Annotated in this window: 22 protein-coding genes; 14 read left to right on the forward strand and 8 right to left on the reverse strand. The window is 44.2% G+C overall.

Annotated features, from left to right (window positions below; all coding sequences use genetic code 11):
- Nucleotides 1-32 precede the first annotated feature (32 nt).
- Nucleotides 33-1229, reverse strand: a complete 1197-nt coding sequence (gene hmpA / locus OCU36_RS19290) for an NO-inducible flavohemoprotein (protein ID WP_261840108.1) — start codon at nucleotides 1227-1229, stop codon at nucleotides 33-35.
- Nucleotides 1230-1581: 352 nt separating this feature from the next.
- Between hmpA and norR the strand changes: the two genes are divergently transcribed.
- Both norR and OCU36_RS19300 read left to right on the forward strand, forming a co-directional pair.
- Entirely contained in the window at nucleotides 1582-3174 is a 1593-nt protein-coding gene (gene norR, locus OCU36_RS19295) for a nitric oxide reductase transcriptional regulator NorR (RefSeq protein WP_261840109.1), read from the forward strand.
- 89 nt (nucleotides 3175-3263) lie between these two features.
- Nucleotides 3264-3623, forward strand: a complete 360-nt coding sequence (locus OCU36_RS19300; protein WP_261840110.1) for a glutaredoxin family protein — start codon at nucleotides 3264-3266, stop codon at nucleotides 3621-3623.
- A 103-nt stretch (nucleotides 3624-3726) separates the two neighbouring features.
- Here the strand turns inward: OCU36_RS19300 and OCU36_RS19305 are convergent, their stop codons facing one another.
- Nucleotides 3727-4365, reverse strand: a complete 639-nt coding sequence (locus OCU36_RS19305) for an OmpA family protein (protein ID WP_261840754.1) — start codon at nucleotides 4363-4365, stop codon at nucleotides 3727-3729.
- 260 nt (nucleotides 4366-4625) lie between these two features.
- Between OCU36_RS19305 and OCU36_RS19310 the strand changes: the two genes are divergently transcribed.
- The 6 genes from OCU36_RS19310 (at nucleotide 4626) to OCU36_RS19335 (ending at nucleotide 10181) form a co-directional block, all read left to right on the forward strand.
- Nucleotides 4626-5252: a thiol:disulfide interchange protein DsbA/DsbL gene (locus tag OCU36_RS19310; protein ID WP_261840111.1), complete on the forward strand. Its 627-nt coding sequence runs from the start codon at nucleotides 4626-4628 to the stop codon at nucleotides 5250-5252.
- Nucleotides 5253-5309: 57 nt separating this feature from the next.
- Nucleotides 5310-5783 carry an FKBP-type peptidyl-prolyl cis-trans isomerase gene (locus OCU36_RS19315; RefSeq protein WP_261840112.1) on the forward strand — a complete coding sequence of 158 codons (474 nt, stop codon included), beginning with the start codon at nucleotides 5310-5312 and terminating at the stop codon, nucleotides 5781-5783.
- Nucleotides 5784-5930: 147 nt separating this feature from the next.
- Nucleotides 5931-6524 carry a TetR/AcrR family transcriptional regulator gene (locus tag OCU36_RS19320; RefSeq protein ID WP_261840113.1) on the forward strand — a complete coding sequence of 198 codons (594 nt, stop codon included), beginning with the start codon at nucleotides 5931-5933 and terminating at the stop codon, nucleotides 6522-6524.
- A 140-nt stretch (nucleotides 6525-6664) separates the two neighbouring features.
- On the forward strand, nucleotides 6665-7696 hold the full coding sequence (locus OCU36_RS19325; protein WP_261840114.1) for an NADP-dependent oxidoreductase: 1032 nt from the start codon (nucleotides 6665-6667) through the stop codon (nucleotides 7694-7696).
- Between the two features lie 36 nt (nucleotides 7697-7732).
- The gene (locus OCU36_RS19330) at nucleotides 7733-8353 is read left to right on the forward strand and encodes a glutathione S-transferase family protein (protein WP_261840115.1); all 621 of its coding nucleotides are present in this window, start codon (nucleotides 7733-7735) and stop codon (nucleotides 8351-8353) included.
- A 151-nt stretch (nucleotides 8354-8504) separates the two neighbouring features.
- A complete protein-coding gene (locus OCU36_RS19335) occupies nucleotides 8505-10181 on the forward strand; it encodes an RluA family pseudouridine synthase (RefSeq protein WP_261840116.1) in 1677 nt (558 codons plus the stop codon).
- Nucleotides 10182-10332: 151 nt separating this feature from the next.
- Here the strand turns inward: OCU36_RS19335 and OCU36_RS19340 are convergent, their stop codons facing one another.
- A complete protein-coding gene (locus OCU36_RS19340; RefSeq protein WP_012600484.1) occupies nucleotides 10333-10626 on the reverse strand; it encodes a YkgJ family cysteine cluster protein in 294 nt (97 codons plus the stop codon).
- Nucleotides 10627-10801: 175 nt separating this feature from the next.
- Entirely contained in the window at nucleotides 10802-11986 is a 1185-nt protein-coding gene (locus tag OCU36_RS19345) for a D-alanyl-D-alanine carboxypeptidase family protein (protein WP_261840117.1), read from the reverse strand.
- 538 nt (nucleotides 11987-12524) lie between these two features.
- Between OCU36_RS19345 and OCU36_RS19350 the strand changes: the two genes are divergently transcribed.
- Nucleotides 12525-12779: a YgjV family protein gene (locus OCU36_RS19350; RefSeq protein WP_261840118.1), complete on the forward strand. Its 255-nt coding sequence runs from the start codon at nucleotides 12525-12527 to the stop codon at nucleotides 12777-12779.
- A gap of 338 nt (nucleotides 12780-13117) precedes the next feature.
- Here OCU36_RS19350 and OCU36_RS19355 read toward each other — a convergent pair whose 3' ends face one another.
- On the reverse strand, nucleotides 13118-16285 hold the full coding sequence (locus OCU36_RS19355) for a chitinase C-terminal domain-containing protein (RefSeq protein ID WP_261840119.1): 3168 nt from the start codon (nucleotides 16283-16285) through the stop codon (nucleotides 13118-13120).
- Nucleotides 16286-16735: 450 nt separating this feature from the next.
- Between OCU36_RS19355 and OCU36_RS19360 the strand changes: the two genes are divergently transcribed.
- Nucleotides 16736-18322 carry a BCCT family transporter gene (locus OCU36_RS19360; protein ID WP_261840120.1) on the forward strand — a complete coding sequence of 529 codons (1587 nt, stop codon included), beginning with the start codon at nucleotides 16736-16738 and terminating at the stop codon, nucleotides 18320-18322.
- A 239-nt stretch (nucleotides 18323-18561) separates the two neighbouring features.
- On the opposite strand, the gene OCU36_RS19365 is transcribed toward OCU36_RS19360, so the two are convergent.
- From OCU36_RS19365 to OCU36_RS19375, 3 genes are all read right to left on the reverse strand, one after another.
- A complete protein-coding gene (locus OCU36_RS19365; protein ID WP_261840121.1) occupies nucleotides 18562-18918 on the reverse strand; it encodes a hypothetical protein in 357 nt (118 codons plus the stop codon).
- A 239-nt stretch (nucleotides 18919-19157) separates the two neighbouring features.
- Nucleotides 19158-20405, reverse strand: coding sequence for a RidA family protein (locus OCU36_RS19370; RefSeq protein ID WP_261840122.1), 1248 nt, complete (start codon nucleotides 20403-20405; stop codon nucleotides 19158-19160).
- Between the two features lie 548 nt (nucleotides 20406-20953).
- Entirely contained in the window at nucleotides 20954-21838 is an 885-nt protein-coding gene (locus tag OCU36_RS19375; protein WP_261840123.1) for an AraC family transcriptional regulator, read from the reverse strand.
- 192 nt (nucleotides 21839-22030) lie between these two features.
- Here OCU36_RS19375 and OCU36_RS19380 point away from each other — a divergent pair, with 192 nt between their 5' ends.
- The 4 genes from OCU36_RS19380 to OCU36_RS19395 all read left to right on the forward strand — a co-directional run bounded on the left by OCU36_RS19380 (nucleotide 22031) and on the right by OCU36_RS19395 (nucleotide 25766).
- The gene (locus tag OCU36_RS19380; RefSeq protein ID WP_261840124.1) at nucleotides 22031-23179 is read left to right on the forward strand and encodes an iron-containing alcohol dehydrogenase; all 1149 of its coding nucleotides are present in this window, start codon (nucleotides 22031-22033) and stop codon (nucleotides 23177-23179) included.
- A gap of 221 nt (nucleotides 23180-23400) precedes the next feature.
- Entirely contained in the window at nucleotides 23401-24147 is a 747-nt protein-coding gene (locus OCU36_RS19385) for an amino acid ABC transporter ATP-binding protein (protein WP_315972668.1), read from the forward strand.
- Nucleotides 24147-24944 (forward strand): amino acid ABC transporter permease, encoded by a 798-nt coding sequence (locus OCU36_RS19390; RefSeq protein WP_261840125.1) that lies wholly within the window; start codon nucleotides 24147-24149, stop codon nucleotides 24942-24944. The genes OCU36_RS19385 and OCU36_RS19390 overlap by 1 nt, the downstream gene beginning before the upstream one ends.
- 12 nt (nucleotides 24945-24956) lie before the next feature.
- Complete coding sequence (locus OCU36_RS19395) at nucleotides 24957-25766, forward strand: transporter substrate-binding domain-containing protein (RefSeq protein ID WP_261840126.1); 810 nt, start codon at nucleotides 24957-24959, stop codon at nucleotides 25764-25766.
- Nucleotides 25767-25908: the final 142 nt, after the last annotated feature.

The following is a 25908-nucleotide window of genomic DNA, read 5'->3' on the forward strand; positions in this document are numbered from 1 at the left end:
TTCGTAGTTACTTCGTAGAGTCAGCCACTGATTTAAAAGTGAGCGTGAGGGCCAAAGACTTCGTAATGCACGCGTGAACGATCCACTTTAAGTGCCTCTAACTGATCCACTATATTTTTCATGAAACCAATAGGACCACAAATATAAAAATCACTCTCTTGAAAACCATCAATATCGGAAATAGAAGCTAGATCCATTTGACCTTCATATACGTTTTCGCTTGCAGACTCGTTTTTGTTCATGTACCAGGTTTTTGCTTCCCAGCCTTTGTCAGAAACAATATCTTTAACGCGAGTCGTGAAAGAGTGCTGCTCTGCATTTTCACATGCGTGAAGATATAGAACCGATTCATTTTTCTGCTCGTTGTTCAAGAATTCAAGCATAGATTGCATTGGTGTTAAACCAACACCCGCAGAAATCAGCGTCACTGGTTTACTGCGTTCTTGATACCTAAAGTCACCTGCAGGTGCGTACAGGCTAACTTCATCGCCGATAACCGCCATATCGTGCATGTAGTTAGACACTACACCTTGCACATCTTGACCTTGGCCTTCACGCTTCACTGAAATACGGTAATTTTTTCCATTAGGTTTATCTGACAGTGAGTATTGACGAATTTCGTTGTACTGCGCACCTTCAGGTTTCACTTCAATACCGATGTATTGGCCTGGAGTGTAATCCAAAACGTCACCGCCATCTTTTGGCTCTAGGATAAAGCTAGTAACCAGTGCTGACTCTTCAACCTTGTTTACGATAACAAACGAACGCGCAGCTTCCCAACCACCGACAGCTTGCTTTCGTTGTAGGTAAAGTTCAGCTTCACGGTCGATGAATACTTGGGCTAAGAATAAGTAAGCTTCTGTCCACGCTTCTTCCACTTCTGGAGTAAACGCGTCAGCAGCTAGTTCACGTAATGTCTCAATCAGGTGAAGACCAACAATTTGGTAATGCTCAGGTTGAATATTAAAACTTGTGTGCTTGTGTGCAATTCGTTCGACGGCTGAAGTTAGCGCCGCTAGATTTTCAATGTTCTTTGCATAAGCTGCGATAGCTTCAAACAGTGCCACACCTTGGCGACCTGTTCTTTGATGAGTCATGTTGAAGATATCTTTTAACTCAGGGTTATGTATAAACATACGTTGATAGAAGTGTTGGGTTAGAGCCGGGCCTGCATTTTCTAAAAGAGGAATCGTCGATTTGATGATGTTGATATGTAGATTGTTTAGCATTGATTTACTCCGGACACTGAGCCTTTTGACCATTAATGTCAATTTGACTCGTTTATTTAAAGGTGACTTTATAGCAATTTTTTGTCAATGTGCTCTATGGCGACATTTTTGTTATAAAAAATGACGTGGATTAATGCCTTCGTATTCGTTGATTATGACCAACAATCGTTTAGGTATTCAGTCATATAGACAACACGCGACTAAAGGTAATGCACAAACAGTGCCAACACGTGATAGCTTGCTGTAAATGACTACCCTTCCCAATATTTATTTAAAAACTTGTCAAAAAGACCTTTTATTTGTGTCATAAAGACTCTAGCATGTTTAAAAACACAAACAGTATGAAGCTTTTATGCAAGATATTTCAGCATCAACTCTCATGGAAATGACGATTGGCCTTGCGAGTGGCGTGAATGATCAAGACCGTTTCAATCGCTTACTCGACGCGATTCGTAAGACAATCACATGTGATTGTGTCGCACTTTTGAGCCTTCAAGGCGATACGCTTGTACCTATCGCAATGCAAGGCCTCAGTCGAGATACATTCGGCCGTCGCTTTATCATTTCAGAACACCCTCGCTTTACTGAGATATGCGCCTCTCGCTCTCCTGTTCGATTCGATTCTGATAGCTCACTACCCGACCCTTTTGACGGTTTATTAATAGATCATGACGGCGACTTACCCATGCATGCCTGTATGGGTTTGCCTCTATTATTTGCCGATAAGCTGCTTGGTATTCTAACGCTTGATAGCTTAACACCGAATGTGTTCTCCAATATTCCAGCACGTAACCTAGAAGTACTCGCAGCAATTGCAGCTTCCAGTATGCAAATGGCTTTAACCTTTTCACAGTTGGAGCATCAAGCAAAACAGTCGAAACAACTGCTGGAAGAGTTAAATGTTGAAGCATGGGAGCGCGATGGTGGCGAACTTATCGGTAAAAGTGATGCGATGGTCGCGCTAAAGAATGACATCGCGATTGTCGCCCCTTCCGAGTTTAATATCCTGATTCATGGCGATACAGGTGTCGGTAAAGAACTCGTTGCTCGCACCTTGCATCATCAATCGCAACGTAAACGTAATCCGCTTGTCTATGTTAACTGCGCGGCGATTCCTGAAAATTTGGTGGAGAGTGAACTGTTTGGTCATGTTCGCGGGGCGTTTACCGGAGCGGATAAAAATCGACTGGGCAAGTTTGCCTTAGCAGACGGTGGCACACTATTCCTCGATGAAATTGGCGAACTGCCGTTAGCTGCGCAAAGTAAGCTACTTCGTGCACTACAAAATAACGAAATTCAACCGGTGGGCCAAGACAACATCAAGACCATTAATGTTCGCGTATTAGCGGCAACCAACCGAGATCTCAAAAAAGAAGTCGAAAACGGTCGATTTAGAGCCGATTTATACCACCGACTCACTGTCTACCCTATCGCAGTGCCTGCCTTGAAAGATCGAGGTGACGACATCAGTTTACTAGCAGGCTTCTTTCTAGAACAAGCTCGTCGTAAGCTTGGCATCAACCAAGTTAAGTTTCGTTCCGATGTTCTTATTTTCCTAAATCGTTATAGTTGGCCAGGTAACGTGCGAGAACTTGAACATGTGATCAGTCGTTCAGCACTTAAGGCGCTGGCTCGAAGCAACAACAAGAACCTAGTTACGATAAACAAAGAAGATTGTGGTCCACTCGACCAAGATCAGCCTATTGCGACGACACAGGTGAAGAACACCCCGTTATCGACACCAACGGTCGACCTTTCTGCAGGGCTACGTGGTGCAACGGACGATTTTCAGCGTAGCATCATTACTGGGGTGCTGGAAGATGCCAACTTTAACTGGGCACAAGCAGGGCGAGTTCTGAAAACAGACCGAGCGAACCTGACTCGATTGTCTAAGCGTTTAGGGCTAAATGTGGCTAAGTCTCACACGATCGAACGGACAAAATAGAGATTAACGGTTTGTTGCGAGCATCTGACAAAACTTGTGTATATAATGCTGCAAATTGTAACGCTAATTTTAAATATGTAGAGAGAGTTATGAAGTTTATCCGTTGGTTCTTAGGCCGTGTCATCTTGTTATTGAATTTTGTTTTCAGCCCGAGTGGTGTAAAACGCTCTCAAGAAGCGCAAAATCAAGTGAATGAGCAAGCAAAAAACCTCGCATTATACCAATTCGAAGCATGCCCATTTTGTGTGAAAGTGCGCCGCGCGATGAAACGTCAATCGGTTCAATTTGAGCTTCGCGATGCAAAAAATAACCAACAGCATCGTTCAGAGCTTGAAGCTGGCGGTGGCCGTGTGAAAGTGCCTTGCCTACGCATTGAGAAAGACGGTAAAACTGAATGGATGTATGAATCTTCTGACATCATTGCTTATTTAGAGAAGCAATTCACATAAACAAAACCAGACATGAAAAATCCCTCTTCAATTGCGGGATTTTTTATGTCTGGTCTCTTTATTTTCCATGTCGGTGAATCTATCAATTACTTTGAATTCCGCGCTACTTCTTAGCTAAAATAAGCATCAACTCAACACGACGGTTACATGCCTTTCCTTGTGCAGATGCATTCGTACAAGCAGGGACATACTCACCAAAACCGCGCGTATAAATCGAACGACTTGAAACAGAGTTTCGCTCTAATCGAGCTTTCACTTCTTTTGCGCGTTGCTCAGAAAGCGATTCATTAATACGTTCACTGCCAGTATTATCTGTGTGGCCTTCAATCACCACATCAATATCTTGACGTTGCGACAAGTAACTGCCCAGAGTATCCAACCATTGATTATAATCAGGTTCTGGGAATGCAGAGCCTGTTTTAAAATTCACATGTTGCTCTAGTTTTACCATGACATGGTTACCCGGCAGAACTTCAAAGTCGATACGGTTCTGTCTTAAAAAGACTTCCAATGGGTCATTTGTTGACACACCACGTCCATAGTTAGTTGTAATTGTGGCGCGTTGTTGAGTGCGGCTTTGAGTTGTGTAGGCATGATCACTCGACACGTATGTCGTTTGAACTACACCCCATTCCGGGTGCTTAAGATCATAATCCGATTGAGGTGCAGTTGCGAGCATGTCATCACCGAACATATTGTTTGGTAATGTTGTTTTACAGCCCGCCAAAGCTATGCTTAACATTATGACTAAATATCTCATTACTTCACCAACCGCTCATGCAGATTAACCTTTCACTAATGTCTGTATCGGCACGTCGAGAAAAACTTTAGACAAAATGAAGGCTCATATCAAAAAACAGCTTTGGATCACGAGTTAGCCATCAACAAAGCTTTCTTCCCTCCTGTTATGCGATCTGTTTGCATTTATTTACTTTATAATTGTTTTCCAATCCATTCTAAATAGTTAGAATCTCCGGAATTATTAATGCTAGAGTAAACATTATGTTTAAACCACTTATTAAACTCATCACAGCACTTTCTGTGGTATTGATTATCGCGGGCTGCAGTGAAACCAACGAGCCACAAAAAGGCGTTCAATACGAAATGCTCCCAACCGCTCTAACTGAGTTCGATCTCGCTCCAGTCACCGAAATCTTCTCTCTTAACTGTGGGCACTGCCGTAAAATGGAAAGTGCCATTCCAGAGATTGAAACTCTAACCGATCAAACTATCGGCAAGATGCACGTTACCTTCAATGAAAGCGCTCAAATCAGTGCAATGATCTACTACACGGCCGTGATGCAACTTGATGCGACACCTGATCACGCTTTCATGGATGACCTCTTTGGTGCCGTTCAAATGGGTGCGGATGCTACTCCAGCACAACGCCAACAAGCACTAGAAACTGCGTTTACATCTCGTGATCTAGTCAGCCCATATCAGCTCAATAAAGAGCAGCAAGTCACTCTTTTTAATTACATTCAGAAAGCTGAAGAGATTTCCGTAAAAGGCCAGATCAATTCAGTACCAACATTTATCGTCAATGGTAAATACCAAGTACTGACAGCCGGTCACCAAGACGTTACCAGCATCGCGAAAACGATTAACTACCTTTTGACTCAACCATAATCACGGCTTTAGCTGATTGATTCACGAACTAAGCATTAACTAAAAATAGGTTTTACTATGTCTAAATTTGTCATTCCAGTCATTGTCCTTCTTTTGGCGGGATTCATGATCTACCGAACTTGGATGAACCATAAGTCTGGTGAGGAAAACCTTGAGCAAGGCCAACAATTCCTACTCAAGAACGGCACTAAAGAAGGTGTGATTACGACTGACAGCGGTCTTCAATATCTGGTTCTTGAAAAAGGTACTGGCACTGAGCACCCAACGAAGAACAGTAAAGTAACGGTTCACTACCATGGTACCTTAATTGATGGCACTGTTTTCGATAGCTCTGTTGAGCGTGGCGAGCCAATCTCATTTACCCTTAAGCAAGTAATCAAAGGCTGGCAAGAAGGGTTAACTTACATGGTTGAAGGCGAGAAAGTTCGTCTGTTTATCCCGAGTCAGTTAGCATACGGCAAAGGCGGTTCAGGCCCTATTCCACCATCATCGACTCTGATTTTTGATGTAGAACTCATCTCTATCCAGTAATCAAAGTGACCGATTTAAGCCCCAGCATACCAGCGATGTCGGGGCTTTTTTATAGCTGTACATTTGAAGACACTTTTATTGCGACAGAATAACGCCTCGAAAAATGATAACTAGACGACTGGTCTAATTTAATTTATAGTCATGCTCATGAACGAAAAAACCAATGACACACGCCTGCATATTTTGAATGTGGGCTATCAGTTAATAGTGAACAGCGGCTTTAATGGTGTTGGGCTATCACAATTGCTTAAAGAAGCGGACGTGCCGAAAGGATCGTTTTACCACTATTTTAAATCTAAAGAGCAATTTGGCGAGGCGTTGATTCAATACTATTTTGAAAACTACATCACTAAGATTGAAGCGATTTTAGTACACGGTGAAGGTAATCATTATCAGCGAATCTTGAACTATTTCTCGCTATGGACCAAGACAGAAAACGGAGCCTGTAACGCCCATAAATGCTTGGTTGTTAAGCTTAGTGCGGAAGTTTCTGATCTTTCTGAACCGATGCGCCAAGCGCTATTAAAAGGTGCTGAGAAAGTGACCAACAGCATCGAACGGTGCATTGTTGGTGGTATTGAAAATGGCTCTATAAAGGTTAAAGACAGCCAAGAAGCCGCTCAAAACCTATATTCTGTGTGGTTAGGCGCAAGTTTATTGAGCAAGCTGAGCCAGAGCTCACATAGCTTACGGTCGGCTTTAAGCCTTACCGAACGAATTTTGAAAGGTGAAAGCCACTAACGCGCTTCGCGTTTTATTGGCTTTAGCTTAAAACAAATAACCCGCCCTCTTATCAATTTGATGACGGCGGGATTTTTAGGCAACAAGACTAGACGACTGGTCTAATTCTAAATATATAAAACATAAATTAAGGATATCCAATGACTCAACAAGACAATCGCCGCATCGTATTGGCTTCTCGCCCAGTTGGCGCACCGACTCAAGACAACTTCCGTTTAGAGACAGTAGCCGCACCAACAATTAAAGACGGCGAGATGTTACTTCGCTCAGTTTATCTTTCTCTAGACCCATACATGCGTGGTCGTATGAGCGATGCCAAATCCTACGCAGATCCCGTTGCGATTGATGAAGTGATGGTTGGCGCAACCGTATGTCAGGTTGAAGAGTCAAACCACGCTGATTACGAAGTTGGCGAATGGGTACTGGCTTATACAGGTTGGCAAGATCTTGGAGTGTCCAACGGTGAAGGTCTAATCAAACTCGGCAAAGAACCAACGCACCCTTCTTACGCGCTTGGCATCATGGGTATGCCTGGTTTTACGGCTTACATGGGCTTGCTTGATATCGGCCAACCTAAACAAGGTGACACGCTAGTCGTTGCGGCAGCAACAGGGGCCGTAGGTGCAACCGTTGGACAAATCGGCAAACTAAAAGGCTGTCGTGTTATCGGCGTTGCAGGCGGTCAAGAGAAGTGCCAGTACGCGAAAGAGGTTCTTGGCTTTGATGAGTGTATCGACCACAAAGCTGACGACTTCGCAGAGCAACTGGCTAAAGCGTGTGACAACGGCATCGACGTTTACTTTGAAAACGTTGGTGGCAAGGTATTCGATGCCGTCATGCCTCTGCTTAACACCGGTGCTCGTATTCCTGTGTGTGGCCTTATCTCTCAATACAATGCGACGTCACTGCCTGAAGGCCCAGATCGTATGTCTAGCCTGATGGGTATGCTGTTGGTTAAACGAATTAAGATGCAAGGCTTCATCATCTTTGATGACTACGCACACCGTTACAACGAGTTTGCGGTTCAAATGACAGAATGGTTATCTCAAGGCAAGATGCACTATCGTGAGCACCTGGTTGAAGGTTTAGAGAATGCGCCACAAGCATTCATGGGCCTATTGGAAGGTCAGAACTTCGGTAAGCTTGTAATCAAAACCAATGAAGCTAAATAAATTCAATAAACTGAACCCGTTAAACTAGGTAGAATCATGATTACTTTGCATCACCTGAATAAGTCGCGCTCAAAGCGTATCATCTGGCTATTGGAAGAGCTTGGGGTAGATTACCAAGTCAAACCATACCAACGAGACAGTGTCACTTTTCTTGCACCACCAGAACTCAAATCCATTCACCCATTGGGTAAGTCTCCTGTCATTGAAGACGATGGCGTCGTGATCACTGAATCTGGTGCTATCACGGAATACCTCATCGACCAATACGGTCAGGGTAAGTTCGCACCTACACGTGGCACCGCAGACTACGTGGAATATTCGCAATGGCTTCACTTCGCTGAAAGCTCAGGTATTTTGCCAATGTTGCTTAAGATCTTTGTGATGAAAGACGGCTGTGAAACTAACTTCCTAGGCGGTTATGCAGACGATGAAAACCAAAAGATCTTAACTTACGTGAATAATGCACTTGAAGGTAAAACCTACTTGGTTGCAGACACACTAACGGGTGCAGATTTTATGATGTCGTTCATCGTAGAAATCGCTGCTAACTTTGGTGCAACCGCGCTTTACCCGAACATTGCTAAATACGGTGAGCTTTTAACGAGCCTCCCTGCTTATCAAAAAGCAGAGCAAGTAGAGCTAGAACACTCGAACTGATCGAGTTTCACTCAAACACGTGCTTCCATAGCATGAACATAACAATCTAAATGAAGCCAAAGCCGATTTATCTTCTGCTTTGGCTTCTCATTTGTCTTCATTTCGACAACAATACCGAACTCTAACTGAACAGCCATAGAGTTTGATCTTAATGCCAGAAAACCTCGCTCAATACACACCTTTGTACCTAGCAAACACGAATGTCGATTTAGCGCTACCGACTCGCTTTACGTTCCCGTATTACTATACGCCGCACCCTGTGTGTGAATTCGCTATGCTGCAGCTTCAGCAATCACTTGTCGACTGTGGTGTGAATGAAAACTCGCAAGGTAATCTCTACGCTGTGCTGCTTGTTCAGAATCCGATCACGCAAGAGTTAGGCTACCTTTCTGCGTTTTCTGGCTTGCAGTTAGATCCGGCTTTGGTCTCTCAGTTAAACAACATTCACTTTGTTCCACCAGCCTTCGATTCAACACAGTTTAAATCTCAGAACTGTGCGAACCTTGCTCGCCAGTTGCAACTCGCGGACGACATTGAAAAGCTACAACAGTCGCACAACCTAGACGCATTATTGGCCGAGCTTGAAGGGTTAAAAATCGAATCAGCACAAGCCATCGAAGCCTTTCAGTTAGCTATGTCCGCGAACAAAGCTCAGCGTAACGAACTCAGAGAACAAGCCAATCAAGAAAAAGCATTAGGGAATCTAGAGTCAGCGGCGAATTTGCTCAAACAACTGGGCAATCAAAGTAGCCAAGAGAAACGCGACCTAAAAGCACTTCGTATTGAGTGGAAACAGAAGATCGTAGAGCGCCAATCACACGTTGATTTGATTGAAAGCGAACTGAAAAACCGTAAGCAAGATCACCAAGCCATTTCAGAGCAGTTGGAAACTCAACGTCTCTCTCACTATCGCTTTATGGATCAAGCCAAGCAATCTAAGAATTTACTCGAGTTGCTCGATGGCAAAGACGCACTTGAAGGCTCTGGTGACTGCTGCCTACCTAAGTTGCTTAACTTTGCGTTTGAACACGGGTTCAAGCCGTTAGCTTTGTCTGAATTTTGGTGGGGATTACCGCCTACAGATATCATTCGACAACACGCAAACCTGTACCCGGTTTGTCAGAGTAAAAGCTTTGAGATCCTCGAACACCAGCTAAGTGGCATAGAGCTAGAAGATAACCCGCTTATCGTAAACCCCGCGGTTGGTAAATCTTTTGATATTGTTTATGAAGACGATGAAATCGTAGTCGTCAATAAGCCTGAAGAGTTCTTGTCGGTTCCTGGTAAGTTTATCGAAGACTCGGTTTATACACGCATTAAAGCGCGTTACCCGGATGCGACTGGCCCTTTGATTATTCATAGATTGGATATGTCGACGTCAGGCTTGTTGATCTTGGCGCTCACGGCGGAGTCAAACAAGCACATTCAGAAGCAGTTCATTGATAGAACCGTAGAGAAGCGCTACACCGCTTTGTTAGATGGTGAGATAACGGGTGAATCTGGCGATATCAGCCTTCCTTTGCGCGGCGACATCACAGACAGACCAAGACAACTGGTTTGCCACCAACACGGCCGAAATGCAGAAACTCATTGGCATGCGGTGAGCACTCATAATGGCAAAACCAAGGTTCACTTGTACCCTAAAACCGGGCGAACCCACCAGCTACGAGTACACTGCGCTCATCCATTAGGGCTTGGTGTGCCGATTCGTGGTGACGACTTATACGGATACAAACGCGAGCGCTTACACCTGCACGCTGGCTACCTAAAGTTGATTCACCCGACAACCGGTGAATGGATGGAATTTGAAGTGCCTTCTGAGTTTTAGGTTTTTATTTTCGCGCTAAAACTCTTATCTCGTGAAACACATCAGGGTTCGACATCTGCTTAAGATATACGACCCTGACATTTGATTTTCTAATATGCTTATCACCAGTCGGTCGTATACTTTTTGTTACTCACGTCAACGATACAGACACCTAGCCCATGACATCCTTACGCTGATCAACGCATTCAAAAGAGGCCATTTCGAACTCACGACAGATCCACGGCCGGTTTTCGTAGATAGTACACATCAGTGTTTCTCTATCAACCGCCGAACACCAACCATCGTCTAACCTCAGCATGGTTTCACCACCCCATTCATCGTAAGCGATGTGCTCTTCAGGTACGCCCGTATCTGTGATGATCATAACCTCTAAGCGACAACAGCATGCCTGACAATTGGCACAGGTTACTTCCGGTTCGGTTACGTTCTTTATCTCTATCGTCATAAGTGACTACACTGCTAAATTTTGCGTATAGTAATCGAAACCGCTCGCTACGGCTAATAAAGATAGTGCGGCATGGTGTTTTCATTGATGTAGAAATAACAATGGGCACTGTGATTCAGTCACAACACCCATAATATTTCGACTTTTCATTGCGGCTTATCGCCACCCTACCTATTTAGAATAGGCTCGCGAAGAACAGCTTAACGTAGTCCATTAAACGTTTGAACAAACCGCCCTGTTCAACCGCTTCCAGCGCGATCAAAGGCTGAGTTTGAACATCTTCACCATCAACGGTGTAATGAACCACACCTAGAGTTTGACCTTCTGCAATTGGCGCTTTCAGTTCAGAGTTAAGCTCGATAGATGCAGTCAGCTTTTTACTGTCTGACTTAGGCAGTGTAATAAACATATCTTCGGCAACACCCACCTTCAACGTGTCTTGCTCACCAAACCATACCTTCTCTTCAGCCACTTGATCGCCGCCTTTGTGCGGGTTTAGTGTATCGAAGAAACGGAAACCATAGCTCAACAGCTGTTTGCTGTCTGACTCACGGCTCTTAACACTCGATGCGCCCATCACAACCGCGATAAGTCTCATCTCACCTTGTGTCGCTGAACTCGCCAAACTGTAGCCAGCACCAGAGGTGTAGCCCGTTTTCATGCCATCAACCGTTAAGCTTCTATCACGCAACAAGCCATTACGGTTGTGCTGTGTGATGCCGTTGTAACTAAAAGAACGTTCGCTGTATAAGCCATACACATCCGGTAAATCACGAATAATGGCACGGCCGATTAGAGCGATATCATAAGGAGTAGAATACAAATCGTCAGCATCTAAACCATGTGCATTGGCGAAATGGGTATTTTCCAGTTTTAAAGACCTTGCCCAAGAATTCATTAAATCGACAAAAGCATCTTGTGAACCCGCGACATGCTCCGCTATCGCAACACTGGCATCATTGCCCGACTGAACAATCAAGCCACGATAAAGATCCATCATTGCGACATTAGTGTTCACTTCAATAAACATTTTTGAAGAGTCTGGGAAGTTCTTAGCCCACGCATTCTCACTGATTCTAACGTTATCATTCGCCGAAATGTTGCCTCGCTTCATCTCTTGCCCTGCCACATAACTGGTCATGAGCTTGGTCAAGCTAGCTGGATTCAATTTAGTGTGGGCATTGTGTTCGACTAAAATATCCCCTGAATTAAAATCGATTAAGACGTAGCCTTTTGCGCCTAAGCTAGGGGGATTTGGGATAATAGAAGGTGAAGCGACAGCGACATGACTAACCATCGCAGCGTTAGTTACAATGAATATACTGATTAGCGAAAGAGAGTATTTGGAGAACAATTTCATTGAGTCAAACCATAAGTTAACGTTTTGACCAGTATAAACAAACGCCAGCAAAAGAAGCGCGAACTTAACGTTGCTTTACGTAAATCTACCTTTCGTTACAAATAAAAAAACACAATCTATCCATTGACTATACTTGAAGTACATAGCATTGGCCGAGTGAATGTATTTTACGTAAATAGCTGCGTTACAATCAGGTATCCGGATAGCATATCACAAAGCGAAAACTCAACATTTTTATTATTTTTGTTGCATATTTGAATCGTTTTGTCATTCACAGTGCTTTTACACGTACCCATATTTTTATTCGTTTACGCTCCAACATAAATAGTAATTATGTTAATAGAAAGGTCATTAAACGTTTGCGTAATCGCTAACCTTCACTTCTACCCGTTTTGGGGGTTTAATCACAAAAACAGGCTTGGTATAGTTTTTCCGTCAAACATAACCAGACCATTCGAGGCACGGAGCTTCCTCAATCATCTCATGAAGAGAAGAATTGGTACCGACAAAGTATCGGCAAATTTAAGAGGGTCAAACAATGGAATTCAATATGGTTGAAATTTTAGGTTACGCTGCGTCTATTATGGTCGCTATTTCATTAACGATGAAAGACATTGTTCGTCTACGTGTCCTTAACTTTATTGGCTGTGCTCTATTCACAGCATACGGCATCATGATTGACGCATGGCCAGTTGCCGCCACCAACGGCTTTATCGCTTGTGTCAACATCTACTTCCTTGCAAAAATGCAAAAGGAAAAAAAAACGCAAGCGATGAAAACAGCGAAAGCTTAAACTAGCGACTCGCGGTTCAAATCATTCTGAAAAAGCCCAAACGGTTCCTCTCGTTCTAATCAAGAACAGAAGCACAGTTTGGGCTTTTTTCTACCTAATCTTTGGTATCAACCGACTGTCATCGCTTTTAAAGAGGGTTCTACGCTCCATCGATGAGTGATATAAAAACGCCGAACTGGGTTCAGTTCGGCGTTGTCATTATGCGTTTACGCTAATTTAGAAAATGACCACTAAATTACTGAGAAACAGGACTTTAAGACATTGACACTTATTGTCTTGTATTTCAGCGCTTAATGATATTCAACGTAAACGCCTCGACATAACAGTGAAACGACTGGTTATGAACATACTTTCGTCCAGCTACCATCGCTACCCGGTTCAGAACTTGTCCACCAGTTTGCTTGGTAAACACTCCCATTATGAACCACTTGGTCGCCTGTGTTTGCATGGCTTGGGTTACCCGCCCAATCTTTCTGAGGTAAGTCTGGGTAAACCGCTAAACCTGTTGTATCACATGTACCTGGGTTGGTGCCACCATCGCCAGGGTTACCGCCACCTGAACTGATATCACCTAATGGTAGATCTGGTTGCTCGAAGCTAAACGCGTAATCAACACCACCGACATTCACAGCGTAATTAGCCGGACCTGAAATAGGTAAGTAATACACCATATCTAGCTCATACACACCACCAGCAGGAAGTGCTTCCCACGTAGGCAAAGTAAACGCCACTCGGTGCATGGGGCCATCTAATCCACCGATGTTATCCGCACGAGTATGACCGGAAGCAATCACCGTTAAACCACCACCCGATTGATCTTTCGCGTTATCAGGCGCTGACACAGGAATATCGAATTGGAACTCAGTGCCACCCGGAAGAGCTTGCCCTGTGTTGTTGGTGAAGGTGATCTTAGGGTTAATTGGGTAGTTTTGGTCACCGACTTTGAAGCCACCAACCGATACTGCAATATCGAGTGCTTCCGTTGGAATAGCACCCGTCGCTACTTTATTTCCATACGGTGTTGCAGACTTAAACTTATCGTAAATAGCTTTCGTCATGGTGTTACCCATGTGGAACTCACCGTTACCGCTATTACACGCTTGTTCGGTTGTATCGATAGACGTTCGGTTGCCATTCGCATCAAGTACATAACAATTATAGTCCCCTGCGAGTTCCCAGAACATGATGCCGCCGATCTCTTTGTCGATAACGTAGTCTGCTTTCACATCGATAGATTGTTTATCTTCTGTTGAAAGGAACACGCCCTTCTCTGCATTCCACAACCAAGGTGCGACTGCGACGCTGTCGTAGTTTCTCGTGTAAGTGCCCGTTAGAACATCTGAAGGATCATTCACAGGATCAAGCTTGTAAGCTTCAGCATAAGAACCCCAAATACCTTTCTCTAAGTTCTTCGCATGCCACATCGGGTTAGAGCCCGCACCCATTTCGTTGCCTTTCGGATCGGTATCGTGCCACATGTTATCGATACCAACTGCACCATGGCCACAGTTGTTTTTCTCACCTTCACCGGTACCCGCTGAACATTCCGCTTGGTTTGGTAGTGCAGCTCGGCCCCAGAGACCATTTTCGCCACCGGTTACACCTTGCCAGCCACGAGTGTAGTAAGGCACGCCAATGTTGATTCGGCCAGCCGGCATCGAACCACGGAAATAATGATAAGCCCAGTCTGTATTCAGATAACCGATACCGCCATAAGCTGCCGTGTCATAAACATTCCACTGAGCCAATTCTGAGTCTTTACCCGTATCGAACAAAGCTGCATTATGCCCTACATGGTCATTCCAAGCTCCGTGAAGGTCATAAGACATGATGTTTACGTAATCGAGATACTGAGTCACATCGAATGTTTCCATACCGCGCAACAGGTAACCAGAAGAAGGTGCCGCGATCGTTAACATGTAGTGATTGCCATCTTGTGCGGACGCCACATCGAGTTTTTCGCGGAGCACTTTCATCAACACTTGGTAAGAAGCCCATAGGTATTGACGACGGGGCTCCATGAACTCTTTATCGTATGGATTACCTGCGCCCGCCATTGAGGTTGGGTATTCGTAATCGATATCTAAACCATCAAACTGGTACTTACGCAGCATTTCAACCGCGGAAGTTGCAAATGTTTCGATACCTTGATGGTTAATAGAACCGTCAGCGTTAGTCGTCATTGTGTAGAAACCACCATCAGCAACTCGACTACCGTCAGTGGCAAAGTGCCCCCCAGTTTCCGCCCAACCACCGATTGAGATTAGCGTTTTCACATCGTGTTTCTTCTTCGCTGTGGCTAATGCACCAAAGTGACCTTTGAAGCCTAATGCAGGATCAATTTCCACGCCCGGCCACTCTTTGCCAACCGCTGCATTGTTTGGATCGTTCACATCACCTACGTTTACTTTGCCATCAGAGCCAATACTTACAAAAGCGTAATTAATATGTGTGAGTTGCTCCCAAGGAATGTCATTGACTAAGTAAGCCGCTTGTGGGTCATCCCCAGCTCGCCAACTTGTGAAATAACCAATAACACGACGCGGGTGATCCGCACCCATTTTTTCACGGCCTTCACCATCGTAAATCGTACAGTAAGGAACATCGATACCTTGAGTTTGATACAAGCCATCAGGGCGACATGTGCTCACTGTTGAAGTGCCGTTTACAGTCAAAGAGGCCAATGCCGAATCTGTGATCGAACCTTGGTTGTCTGTCGCTTTCGCATAAACAGGCAATGTCCCCGCTTGAGTGGTTGTGTAATCTAACGTGTAAGGGCTCGTTGCTGCGGTACCGACAAGAGCGCCAGCCACATAGAAATCAACCTTATCCACGGTGCCATCGCTGTCTGCGGCTGTTGCAGTAAGCGTTACCACACCGCCAACATCGACCGAAGCTGCGGAAAGCGCAACCGAAACGGTCGGTGCCTCATTTCCAGGTCTAACGGAATCAACAGAAATAGAAACGGTACTTGCAACACTCGTTGCACCTTGATTGTCCATTGCTACAACCGAAACCTGATGGTTACCCGGCGTTGCACCCCAAACTGCTTCGAAAGGTGCCGCTGTGACTACCGCGACTGATGCACCATCAACGAAGAACTCAACCGAAACCACAGCGCCGTCAACGTCTAGCGCGGTAGCACTCAGTACCACATTATCACCTTCAATAATCGCATCAGATGCAGTTGGCGCCGTTAATGACGTTGTTGGGGCTTCATTTGGCGTACCGCCACCTCCGTCACTGCTGCACACATCGACTTTCTTCCATTGTGCGTAATCGCCTTCAAATTGGCTTGGGTTATTATTTTGATTCCAGTAATTTGCAGTGTAAGCACTGCCGTCATGTGAAACCTGATCTCCCCCCGTGTATACCGCAGCAGCGTCCCACACTTCTAACGTTGAACAATCCACAGCAGCATAACTGTTGAATGCCATCAAACATGACGCGCTGAGTGTACTGAGTGTAAAAACCGACTTGGCCACTCTTCCTTGGTTTAATTGCATATTAACGATCCCTTAAGTTCTTGTTTCAATATATTTAATTTAAGCGGTACTCTCCTTACCGCTTAAATATCTTCACAAAAGAACTGTAGATAACAGCCACCATTAAGCACATAAAATATTCCACATTTACAGAATGGCTCGCATTAATTTGCTGATGCCATGCAATAGGTCGACACTTATTTTGCACCAATAACTAATATTCCTTTATTTCGGAGAAGCAAAAAAATACGCCCTTAATAATCAGATATGTCATTTGAAGCCGAGAAATAATTCGCATTAAAACAGGTCAAAAAGTCATGATTTAAAGACAATTTTGAATTCTTTTCGGAATTCGCCCATTTTTGATGACAAATGTGTTAATATCGGCGGCTTTTTTGACGAACCTCACATTTCTATGCAAGTGTGGGAGAAATACATAGGCTTGAAAAAGCCAAATATAGCGAAGAAATAATGTCCAACTTGACGCAAGTCGCCAACGAAAACATCAACGCAGAATCTACTTCTATCGATTTCACCAAAGCCCAATCACTGGGTGAAAAGCTGGAACTCGGAAACCCAGTCTTTTGGCTTAGTGGCAGTTTTTTAACCCTCTTTGTCATCCTCGCTTTCACTAACACTTCCGTGTTGTCCGAACTTGTTAACATCGGTTTTAGTTACTCAACTAAGTGGTTCGGTGCTTTCTGGCAAGTCCTACTGCTACTCAACTTCATTATCGGCTTAGTGCTTGCACTCGGTCGTACAGGTCACGTTCGTTTAGGAACGCTTGCCCTACCTGAAATGACCACGTTTAAATGGATGTCGATCGTCCTATGTACACTCCTCGCCGGTGGTGGGGTCTTTTGGGCCGCGGCAGAACCGATTGCTCACTTTGTTTCAGCTCCGCCACTGTATGGCAACGCGGATCCTCACGCGATGGCGTTCAATGCCTTATCACAATCTTTCATGCACTGGGGTTTCCTTGCATGGGCAATCTTGGGTGGTTTGTCATCGATCGTGTTAATGCACTTGCATTACGACAAAGGCCTTCCTCTTAAGCCTCGCACTCTGCTTTACCCACTGCTTGGCGACAAGGCAATCAACAGCTCAATTGGTCACGTTGTTGATGCTTGTAGTATCGTCGCTGTCGCGGCGGGGACTATTGGTCCAATCGGCTTCCTTGGCCTACAAATCAGTTATGCGCTAAGTGAATTGTTTGGTATTTCAGACAGCTTTGCGACTCAAAGTGTGGTTATTATCTTTGCTATCGCAATGTACACACTGTCTGCTTTAAGCGGCGTGAACAAAGGTATCCAACTGATCAGTCGTTACAACATCATCTTGTCGGTGTGCCTAATCGGCTACATCCTGCTGGTCGGCCCAACGAGTTTCATCATCGATGGCTATCTGCAAGGTATCGGTGAAATGGTGGATAACTTCATCCCAATGGCGCTTTACCGCGAAGATACGGAATGGCTAGGCGGTTGGACGGTATTCTTCTGGGGATGGTTCTTAGGCTATGGGCCTATGATGGCAATCTTCATTGCTCGTATCTCACGTGGTCGTACTATTCGCCAGATGATTGTTTCTATCAGCATCATTGCCCCACTTGTGACATGCTTTTGGTTCAGTATTGTTGGCGGTAGTGGTTTAGCGTTTGAATTAGAAAACCCAGGTGTGATTTCTAGTGCGTTCGAAGGCTTCAACCTTCCAGCGGTTCTGCTCGCCATTACCGCTCAACTGCCATTCCCGACTTTGATTGCGATTCTGTTCCTTATCTTGACGACCACGTTCATCGTGACAACCGGTGACTCAATGACCTACACCATCAGTGTAGTAATGACCGGTACGACAGAGCCGAACGCTGCGGTGCGTACCTTCTGGGGTATCATTATGGGTGTGGTCGCGATCGCACTTATCTCAATGGGTTCTGGCGGCATCTCCGCTCTACAGTCGTTCATTGTGATCACCGCCGTTCCTGTTTCGTTCATCTTGCTGCCATGTTTATGGCACGCTCCGAAGATAGCGAACCAGATGGCAAGAGATCAAGGCATTGCTTAATACCTAAATCGATTCAGTTTCGCATAGCGTATTAAACGACAAAGCCACTCAAGGCATAACCTGAGTGGCTTTGTTTTGTCTGTTCGCTGTCTAATTGATTAGGGCTTGCTTCGATAAGCACCTTCCCTATACGCTATTGTATCTATAAGTATTTCAACTTATTGAAACTTATCAACCTCGGCAACCATGACTGAAGTTGAAGTAAAGCACAAGCACATGAATTACGCACGTTGAATTCACTACTTCAAAACCAGCCTATATACATCATTATTCACACCACCAACATTCACCAACTTTCCCGGTTCCATATAAAGCGAAGTGTCTAATTGTCGAGTAGAACGTGGATCTTTCTTTTCTCGAGTCACGCGCATATCAACTAAATAACCAGAATCTTGTTTTCGTATTGAACCCGAAAAAGTGACACTTTCAACCCTATCCGCGAGCACTGAATTGAATGTGTTATCTTCTAATACGCCCGCGGAGATCGATGTATCATCATAAAAAAGCGTAATGGTTGCCGTGTCAGGAGCCAGCTCTTGATTGGACGAACAACCCACCAAGGTAAGGCACAAAATTAAAACAATTCGAAATGACATAAACTGGTTTTCTTTCTTACGTTAAGCGTCTGATTGGATATTAAAACACTTCGACTCAATAAACACCATGTGTCGGGTAGAAGCTTGATTTTAGTATTTGGAGTGAGCGGTGTGGCGGGGCTTAATGGTGGTGTTACATCTTGGAATGAGGTTGGCTAGTCAGATAATCGAACCTAGCGCCTTGTTTAGGGGCTAGGTCCGAAATTTAAACGCTATTGTCGAAAAAGGTTCCGCTTGGTTTAAGCAACAACGTCTTGTGGAGGCGTACCTTCACAGTTAGAAACAACAGCATCAATTTGTACTAAAGCATTCATTGGGATCTCTGAAACCCCTACTACCGTTCTTGCCGGTAACTCAGCATTAAAGAATGTAGTGTAGATTTCGTTTACCGCATCAATATCTGAAATATCCTTAAGTTGAATATTAATTTTCACCGTATCGTCCATGCTATGGTCAACACTTTCAATTATCGACTTAATATTTCTCAAACACTGTTCAGCTTGTTCTTTTACCCCACCAGAAACTAATTCATTTGTTTTCGGGTCTACAGGCAATTGGCCTGAAATATGATTATAGTGAGAGAAAGCGACGGTGTGCGAATAAGGCATGAATGGTGCTGCAGCAGTATTATTGGTTTCAATAACCAATAAGCGAGTGTCTTCTGGTAATTGCGGCGGTGTACCGTCGCCATGTGAAACGGATGTATCAATTTGAATTAAAGCGCCCATTGGTAGTTCAGCCGCGTTAACAACAGTACGTGCTGGAACATAACTTGGGAAGAACTTAGTACACACTTCATTTACCTTTTCAGCATCTTCGATGTTTTTGAGGTAAATAGTGGTTTTAACCACATCATTCATGACATGACCGATGCTCTCTAGAATAGCTTTAATGTTTGCTAAGCATTGTGCTGTTTGCGCTTCGATACCACCATTAACCAACTCACCGGTGGTTACATCTATAGGTAACTGAGCTGAAAGATTGTTGTAGTGAGAAAAGGCTGCGGTCTGTGTGGACACATCACTTTGAGGCGCATTATCCGTATTTCTTGATACCTTAACTAGCGCGCAAGGTGCTTGTGGTTTAGTGCCTTCGCCGTTTGAAATAAGCGCATCCATTTGTACTAAAGCGTCACTGTTCGGTAGCGCAGCCACACCCACCACTGTGCGTGTAGGAAGGCTGTTGTGGAAGAAGCTTTTGTAAACTTCATCAATAGCATCGATATCAGACATATTCTTAACGAAAACATTAATCTTCACGACATCATCCATTACATGGTCGATGCTTTCAACAATCGCTTTAATATTATTTAAGCATTGTGTTGCTTGGTCTTTAATATCACCAGTTACTATTTCACCTGTTTTTGGATTAACAGGTAATTGAGCAGAAAAGTTATTATAATGAGAAAAAGCGACCGTTTGTGTAGATACAGAATTAATTGGTGCATTTTCAGTATTTCTTGAAACTTTAATGATATCGCTACTCATCGGTATTATCCTTTTTATAAAATAGGCATACGTATTTATATTTAATAATCGTATTGGAAAGAATGATTAAAGTAGCGCCATATTAATTTAATTATTTTAAGCTAAACGTGACCCCCATCAGACTATTACTTGACTATGAATCTATAATTTAACGAATAATTAGTCACAACACGACTAATTATCCGCCGCAATGGCGTTGACCAAGCTCTGTATTCATTTTATTTTTTAAACATTCAACATTCGTGAATACAATCTCAGATAGAACGAGGCACACTTTCCGTAATTTAGATAATATTTGATAAGTTGTTCACACTAAAAACCCCTTACTCGCTCAGTTATTGGCCTTACGTCCTTATAGGCGTGCATAAACTCTTAGGCTAGTTAACTAATTATTTTAAAGGGCTTCTGCTAGATAAATACATTAATAATATATACGACAATCAAATACCAATAAACTGAGAATACCGACAATTAGATACATTTATCCATATAATTTAACAAGCATATGAAGCATGAGTGCATCGAACATAATCTCCCCCCCTAGAGCGCTATACCGCTCTAGGGGGGGTATTGAAGTGTCGTTTAAATTCGCGGCTGAATTGGGATGGACTGGAGTAGCCAACTCGGCGTGCAGCGTCGCTGATGCGAAGCCCCTCTAACTGAATCAGTTCTTTAGCTTTGTTGAGCCTGACCTTCTTTAAGTATTGAAGTGGCGATTCAAAAGTGACGTTACGAAAAGCATTGTGGAAAGCAGACACGCTCATGTTAGCTTCATCGGCAAGCGATTGAACGGTAATGGTTTGGTCATACTCTTGATGCACTTTAGACAGTGCTTTGGCAACACGGGCGTAATGGCCGTCATGATGAGCTAAATCAAACAATACGCGCCCTTCTGAACCTGTTAGTGCACGGTAGACAATCTCATTAACCATCGCATCACCCAATATGTTGGCTTCGATGCCGCAATGCAGCGTTTTGACCAATCGAGTAAAGCTGTCCAGCATTGACTCTTCCATTGGTGTCGACTCCAAACCACTCGCTCTTAGCTTATGTTTGTTGCAGTAGCTCTCTAGAAAACCTTGGTCTTCGAGCTTTTTAACTAAGCTATGTAAGCGCTGAGAATCAATGCTAATCGATAAACCAAGCAAGGGCTCACCATTAACAGGCAAGGCTTCACACTCTAGCGGCATTGGCACACCGACGACAAGGTAGTCACCTGCGGCGTAAGTGACTGGCCTTTCTCCAATATAGATGTTCTTTTTACCTTGCCCAAGCATGATGATGCCAGACTGATAAGTAAACGGTTGGCGTTGGTTGCCAACACTGCTCCGATAAAACCAAACACCTTCGATGTCAGTTTCTCTGATCCCTTCGAGATCATCCCAGCCTTTGTGTTCAACATAAGACTGTAATAACTGAGCAAGTGTTTTCATAAGTGGCGACTCTCCATTTCAAGCGCTAACAGTAAGTAGACTAGACCAAAGAAAGAATATCAATTTTGTAGAAATAGGCAATTAATTTAGAGAAATCAACCTTCAACACCCTAGTATTCTGTACTAATATGCAAATATGAAAATCGAGCAATACATTAAAATAAAAATCTAGCTTTACACAAGGAACCTACAATGCAATTTACTTATGTTAACCCTACAGTCATCCACTTCGGCCAACGCCAAATCGAGGCTATCAGCCAAGCGGTTGATACTTCAAAGAAAGTACTCGTCATCTACGGGGGCGGCTCTATCAAGAGCAACGGTGTTTACGACCAAGTAGTCGAATCTTTAAAAGATCACGCTTGGATTGAGTTTTCTGGTGTTGAGGCAAACCCAACCAAAGAGACGCTAGACAAAGCAGTCGCGCTGGTTAAAGAAGAAAACGTAGAGTTCATTATCGCGGTTGGCGGTGGTTCTGTCATCGACGGTTCTAAGTACGTTGCAGCAGCAGCTAAGTACGACGGTGACGGTTGGGATATCTTAGCGGGCAAACACCAAGTGACAGAAGCGACCCCCATTGGGGCAGTACTGACACTTCCTGCAACGGGGTCTGAATCGAACATGGGTGCCGTAATCACTCGTAAAGCGACTCAAGAGAAACTGGCATTCATGAACCCTGCGGTACAGCCTAAGTTTGCAGTTATGGATCCAGATGTAATGAAGTCTCTACCAGAGCGCCAACTGATTAACGGTTTAGTTGATGCATGGGTTCACGTATGTGAGCAATACATCACAATGCCAACAAACGCGATGGTTCAAGACGGTTATGCAGAAACACTGCTTAAGAACCTCCTTGTTCTGGGTAAGCAATTCGACGAACGTGATCACGATGCGTGGCGTGCAAACCTAATGTGGACAGCAAACCAAGCGCTTAACGGCCTGATTGGCACGGGTGTCCCTCAAGATTGGGCAACACACATGATTGGGCACGAGTTCACAGCACTATGGCACGTAGACCACGCACGCTCACTTGCAATTGTTCAACCGTCACTCCTTCGCAACCAAATCGAAGCGAAACGCAGCAAGCTCGAGCAAATGGGTCGCAACGTATTTGGCTTAGAAACCGGTGCTGATTTAGCCGAGCGCACCATCGCGGCAATCGAAGCCTTCTACCACAGCCTAGACGTGGCGACGATGTTCGATGGCTACGAAACAAACAAAGCAACAGCGATTGATAATGTTGTCGCTCAACTTGAATCACACGGCTACCTACAACTTGGCGAGAACCAAGCAATCACGCCTGAGAAAACACGTGAGATTCTAGAGTCGGCAATCCACTAAGCGGTAAAATAGAGAGAAAGCAAAGAGAGCGGTTATACAAAGAGTTTTTTTACCTCTTACTGAACCCATTACCTATTTCTTTCGTGCAAATAAAGCAGCGTTCATTGTGGTCGCTGCTTTTTAATTTGCCCTACAAGATGCTATTAAACTCTCATAAGTCCCTAATTTTATGTGCAATCATGTTTCTATATTGTTAAGGTAAACTCGTCTCTTTACAAGGTATGAACAACGATTTGGATAATCTCAAGGAAATGGTTAGGTTTAAGTCACTTAACAAGTGGTATGGTGATTTCCATGCCCTAAAAGATATCGATTTAAATATTGAACAAGGAGAGATAGTGGTGATTTGCGGACCATCAGGTTCGGGTAAATCAACCTTGATCCGTTGTATCAATCAGCTAGAAGCTTTCGAGAGCGGCGAACTTTACGTACTAGAACAAGTGCTGCCGAGTAAGTTCAACACACCGGGCCAAGTCGGAATGGTATTTCAGCACTTTCATTTATTCCCCCATCTTACTGTGCTTGAGAACCTAACCCTGTCTCCGATACGTACACTGAAAAAAAGCAAACAAGAAGCCGAGAAGATAGCAATGCACTATCTCGAGCGTGTGCACATTGCAGAACAAGCCAACAAATACCCCGTACAACTTTCTGGTGGCCAGCAGCAACGCGTGGCTATCGCCCGCTCCCTGTGTATGAAGCCAGAATTACTCTTGTTCGACGAACCAACTTCAGCGCTTGATCCGGAGATGATCAACGAAGTGCTCGATGTGATGGTTGAACTGGCGAGTGAAGGTATCACCATGGTATGCGTAACCCACGAAATGGGCTTTGCGAAACAAGTAGCCGATCGCGTTATCTTCATGGATGAAGGACAAATTGTCGAATCCAATACCCCGCAAGCACTCTTTGAAAACCCTCAACATGAACGAACTCAAGCGTTCCTAAATCAGATACTGACTTATTGATGTTGATTCGAATTATTAAACCCGCCCTTTCCGCTTTAGTACAAATTATTGTACTCGTGGCAGCGGTTGTTTGGATTCTCGATTCTGGCGCACAAACCATGGGATACAGCTGGCAATGGGAGCGTGTGCCTGATTACATCGCCTTTTATGAAGATGGCGAATGGTGGCCGGCAGAACTGATGCAAGGGCTACTGGTTACCATCAATATATCTTTAATTTCTTTAGTCGCCACACTATGCATTGGCTTAGCCACGGCCCTGTTACGGAACTCTAATTCCGTGGTTGGTCGAACCCTTGCCAGCAGTTATGTTGAGTTGATTCGTAATACGCCATTATTAGTACAAATTTATCTGCTCTATTTTGTGTTTGGCCCCGTCTTAGGGCTGGATCGCTTTAGCACCGCTGTTCTAGCCTTGGCACTTTTCCAAGGGGCTTACACCGCCGAAATCTTCCGGGCTGGTTTAAATGGTATTGCGAGAGGACAATTTGAAGCTGCTCAATCTTTAGGCTTATCAAAGATCTATACTTATTGGGATGTAATTCTTCCTCAGGTGATACAACGTACGTTGCCGCCTTTGACAAATGAAGTGATATCACTCATCAAAAACTCTTCGATTGTGAGTGTCATGGCCATTTTCGACCTAACAACCGAAGCCAGAAACATTGTTTCTGAAACCGCGATGCCATTTGAAATTTGGTTCTCTGTGGCAATCATTTATCTTGCACTTACACTTTCACTTTCTGCCGTTGCTGCTTGGCTTGAGCATAAGCTTGGCGCTAACTGGCGAACACAATAAGGATTTATCAGCATGAAGCTATTTAAAACCGCAATCACGGCTCTACTCGCGCTTGCCGTCAGTTTGCCCGCACTGGCCTCTGAAACGCCAAACTTAGACAAGATTAACGAACGAGGCTCTCTTCGCGTTGGTATGTCGACTTTTGTGCCTTGGGCGATGCGCAATAAGCAAGGCGATCTCGTTGGCTTTGAAATTGATGTAGCAAAACGCCTAGCCAAAGACTCAGGTTGGAAAGTGGAGTTTGTTCCGACAGCATGGGATGGCATTATCCCTTCCCTACTATCGAACAAGTTTGATGTGATCATCGGCGGTATGTCTATTACTCAAGCTCGAGCTAAAAGCGTCCTGTTTACAGAACCTTACTCTCACTCGGGTGTTCAACTTGCAGCCAATAAAGAGCTCGCGAAAGGCTATACACAGATCTCGGATTTTAATTCTCGCCGAGTAAAAATTGCCGTACGTCGCGGCGCATATACTGTTCAAATGGCTCGTGAAACCTTCCCTAAAGCCAAATTGCTTCAGTTCGATGATGATGCTCAAGCGTTTCAAGAAGTGCTAAACGGTAATGCGCATGCGGTGATTGCGTCGAGCCCTAAACCAGAGCACGAAACGATCAAAAACGCAGATACCCTATTCATTCCATTTAATGAGCGCTTATCAAAAGGTAACGAAGCATTTGCTGTCCGCCTAGGTGAAACAGATAAAACGGAGTTCTTCAACGCGTGGATCAAAGCTCGTACTGAAGACGGTTGGCTAAAAGAGCGCTACGAATACTGGTTCTCTACGCTAGATTGGCAAAATCAGATAGCTCAAGGTCAGTAACCTCAACCTAAGCGCACTTTCAAGGTGACCAGAGTTAGCGGCTCTAGATCTAGGCAGTGTATTGTCTATACTGCCTGTTCATCGACTATTTGAATCACTGTATTTTGATTCACTTTAGATCCCAAAACAGCCTACGAATGAT

The sequence above is a fragment of the Vibrio artabrorum genome, assembly GCF_024347295.1.
In the GTDB taxonomy this organism is placed as follows: Bacteria; Pseudomonadota; Gammaproteobacteria; order Enterobacterales; family Vibrionaceae; genus Vibrio; species Vibrio artabrorum.

What these genes read in the sequence shown, in the direction of transcription:
- OCU36_RS19300 (WP_261840110.1), top strand. Translation starts at nt 3,264, where the DNA reads ATGAAGTTTATCCGTTGGTTCTTAGGCCGTGTCATCTTGTTATTGAAT.
- OCU36_RS19325 (WP_261840114.1), top strand. Translation starts at nt 6,665, where the DNA reads ATGACTCAACAAGACAATCGCCGCATCGTATTGGCTTCTCGCCCAGTT.
- OCU36_RS19305 (WP_261840754.1), bottom strand. Translation starts at nt 4,365, where the DNA reads ATGTTAAGCATAGCTTTGGCGGGCTGTAAAACAACATTACCAAACAAT.
- OCU36_RS19335 (WP_261840116.1), top strand. Translation starts at nt 8,505, where the DNA reads ATGCCAGAAAACCTCGCTCAATACACACCTTTGTACCTAGCAAACACG.
- OCU36_RS19380 (WP_261840124.1), top strand. Translation starts at nt 22,031, where the DNA reads ATGCAATTTACTTATGTTAACCCTACAGTCATCCACTTCGGCCAACGC.
- OCU36_RS19345 (WP_261840117.1), bottom strand. Translation starts at nt 11,986, where the DNA reads ATGAAATTGTTCTCCAAATACTCTCTTTCGCTAATCAGTATATTCATT.
- OCU36_RS19350 (WP_261840118.1), top strand. Translation starts at nt 12,525, where the DNA reads ATGGAATTCAATATGGTTGAAATTTTAGGTTACGCTGCGTCTATTATG.
- OCU36_RS19395 (WP_261840126.1), top strand. Translation starts at nt 24,957, where the DNA reads ATGAAGCTATTTAAAACCGCAATCACGGCTCTACTCGCGCTTGCCGTC.
- OCU36_RS19375 (WP_261840123.1), bottom strand. Translation starts at nt 21,838, where the DNA reads ATGAAAACACTTGCTCAGTTATTACAGTCTTATGTTGAACACAAAGGC.
- OCU36_RS19355 (WP_261840119.1), bottom strand. Translation starts at nt 16,285, where the DNA reads ATGCAATTAAACCAAGGAAGAGTGGCCAAGTCGGTTTTTACACTCAGT.
- OCU36_RS19385 (WP_315972668.1), top strand. Translation starts at nt 23,401, where the DNA reads ATGAACAACGATTTGGATAATCTCAAGGAAATGGTTAGGTTTAAGTCA.
- OCU36_RS19340 (WP_012600484.1), bottom strand. Translation starts at nt 10,626, where the DNA reads ATGACGATAGAGATAAAGAACGTAACCGAACCGGAAGTAACCTGTGCC.
- hmpA (WP_261840108.1), bottom strand. Translation starts at nt 1,229, where the DNA reads ATGCTAAACAATCTACATATCAACATCATCAAATCGACGATTCCTCTT.
- OCU36_RS19370 (WP_261840122.1), bottom strand. Translation starts at nt 20,405, where the DNA reads ATGAGTAGCGATATCATTAAAGTTTCAAGAAATACTGAAAATGCACCA.
- OCU36_RS19390 (WP_261840125.1), top strand. Translation starts at nt 24,147, where the DNA reads ATGTTGATTCGAATTATTAAACCCGCCCTTTCCGCTTTAGTACAAATT.
- OCU36_RS19315 (WP_261840112.1), top strand. Translation starts at nt 5,310, where the DNA reads ATGTCTAAATTTGTCATTCCAGTCATTGTCCTTCTTTTGGCGGGATTC.
- OCU36_RS19310 (WP_261840111.1), top strand. Translation starts at nt 4,626, where the DNA reads ATGTTTAAACCACTTATTAAACTCATCACAGCACTTTCTGTGGTATTG.
- norR (WP_261840109.1), top strand. Translation starts at nt 1,582, where the DNA reads ATGCAAGATATTTCAGCATCAACTCTCATGGAAATGACGATTGGCCTT.
- OCU36_RS19330 (WP_261840115.1), top strand. Translation starts at nt 7,733, where the DNA reads ATGATTACTTTGCATCACCTGAATAAGTCGCGCTCAAAGCGTATCATC.
- OCU36_RS19360 (WP_261840120.1), top strand. Translation starts at nt 16,736, where the DNA reads ATGTCCAACTTGACGCAAGTCGCCAACGAAAACATCAACGCAGAATCT.
- OCU36_RS19320 (WP_261840113.1), top strand. Translation starts at nt 5,931, where the DNA reads ATGAACGAAAAAACCAATGACACACGCCTGCATATTTTGAATGTGGGC.
- OCU36_RS19365 (WP_261840121.1), bottom strand. Translation starts at nt 18,918, where the DNA reads ATGTCATTTCGAATTGTTTTAATTTTGTGCCTTACCTTGGTGGGTTGT.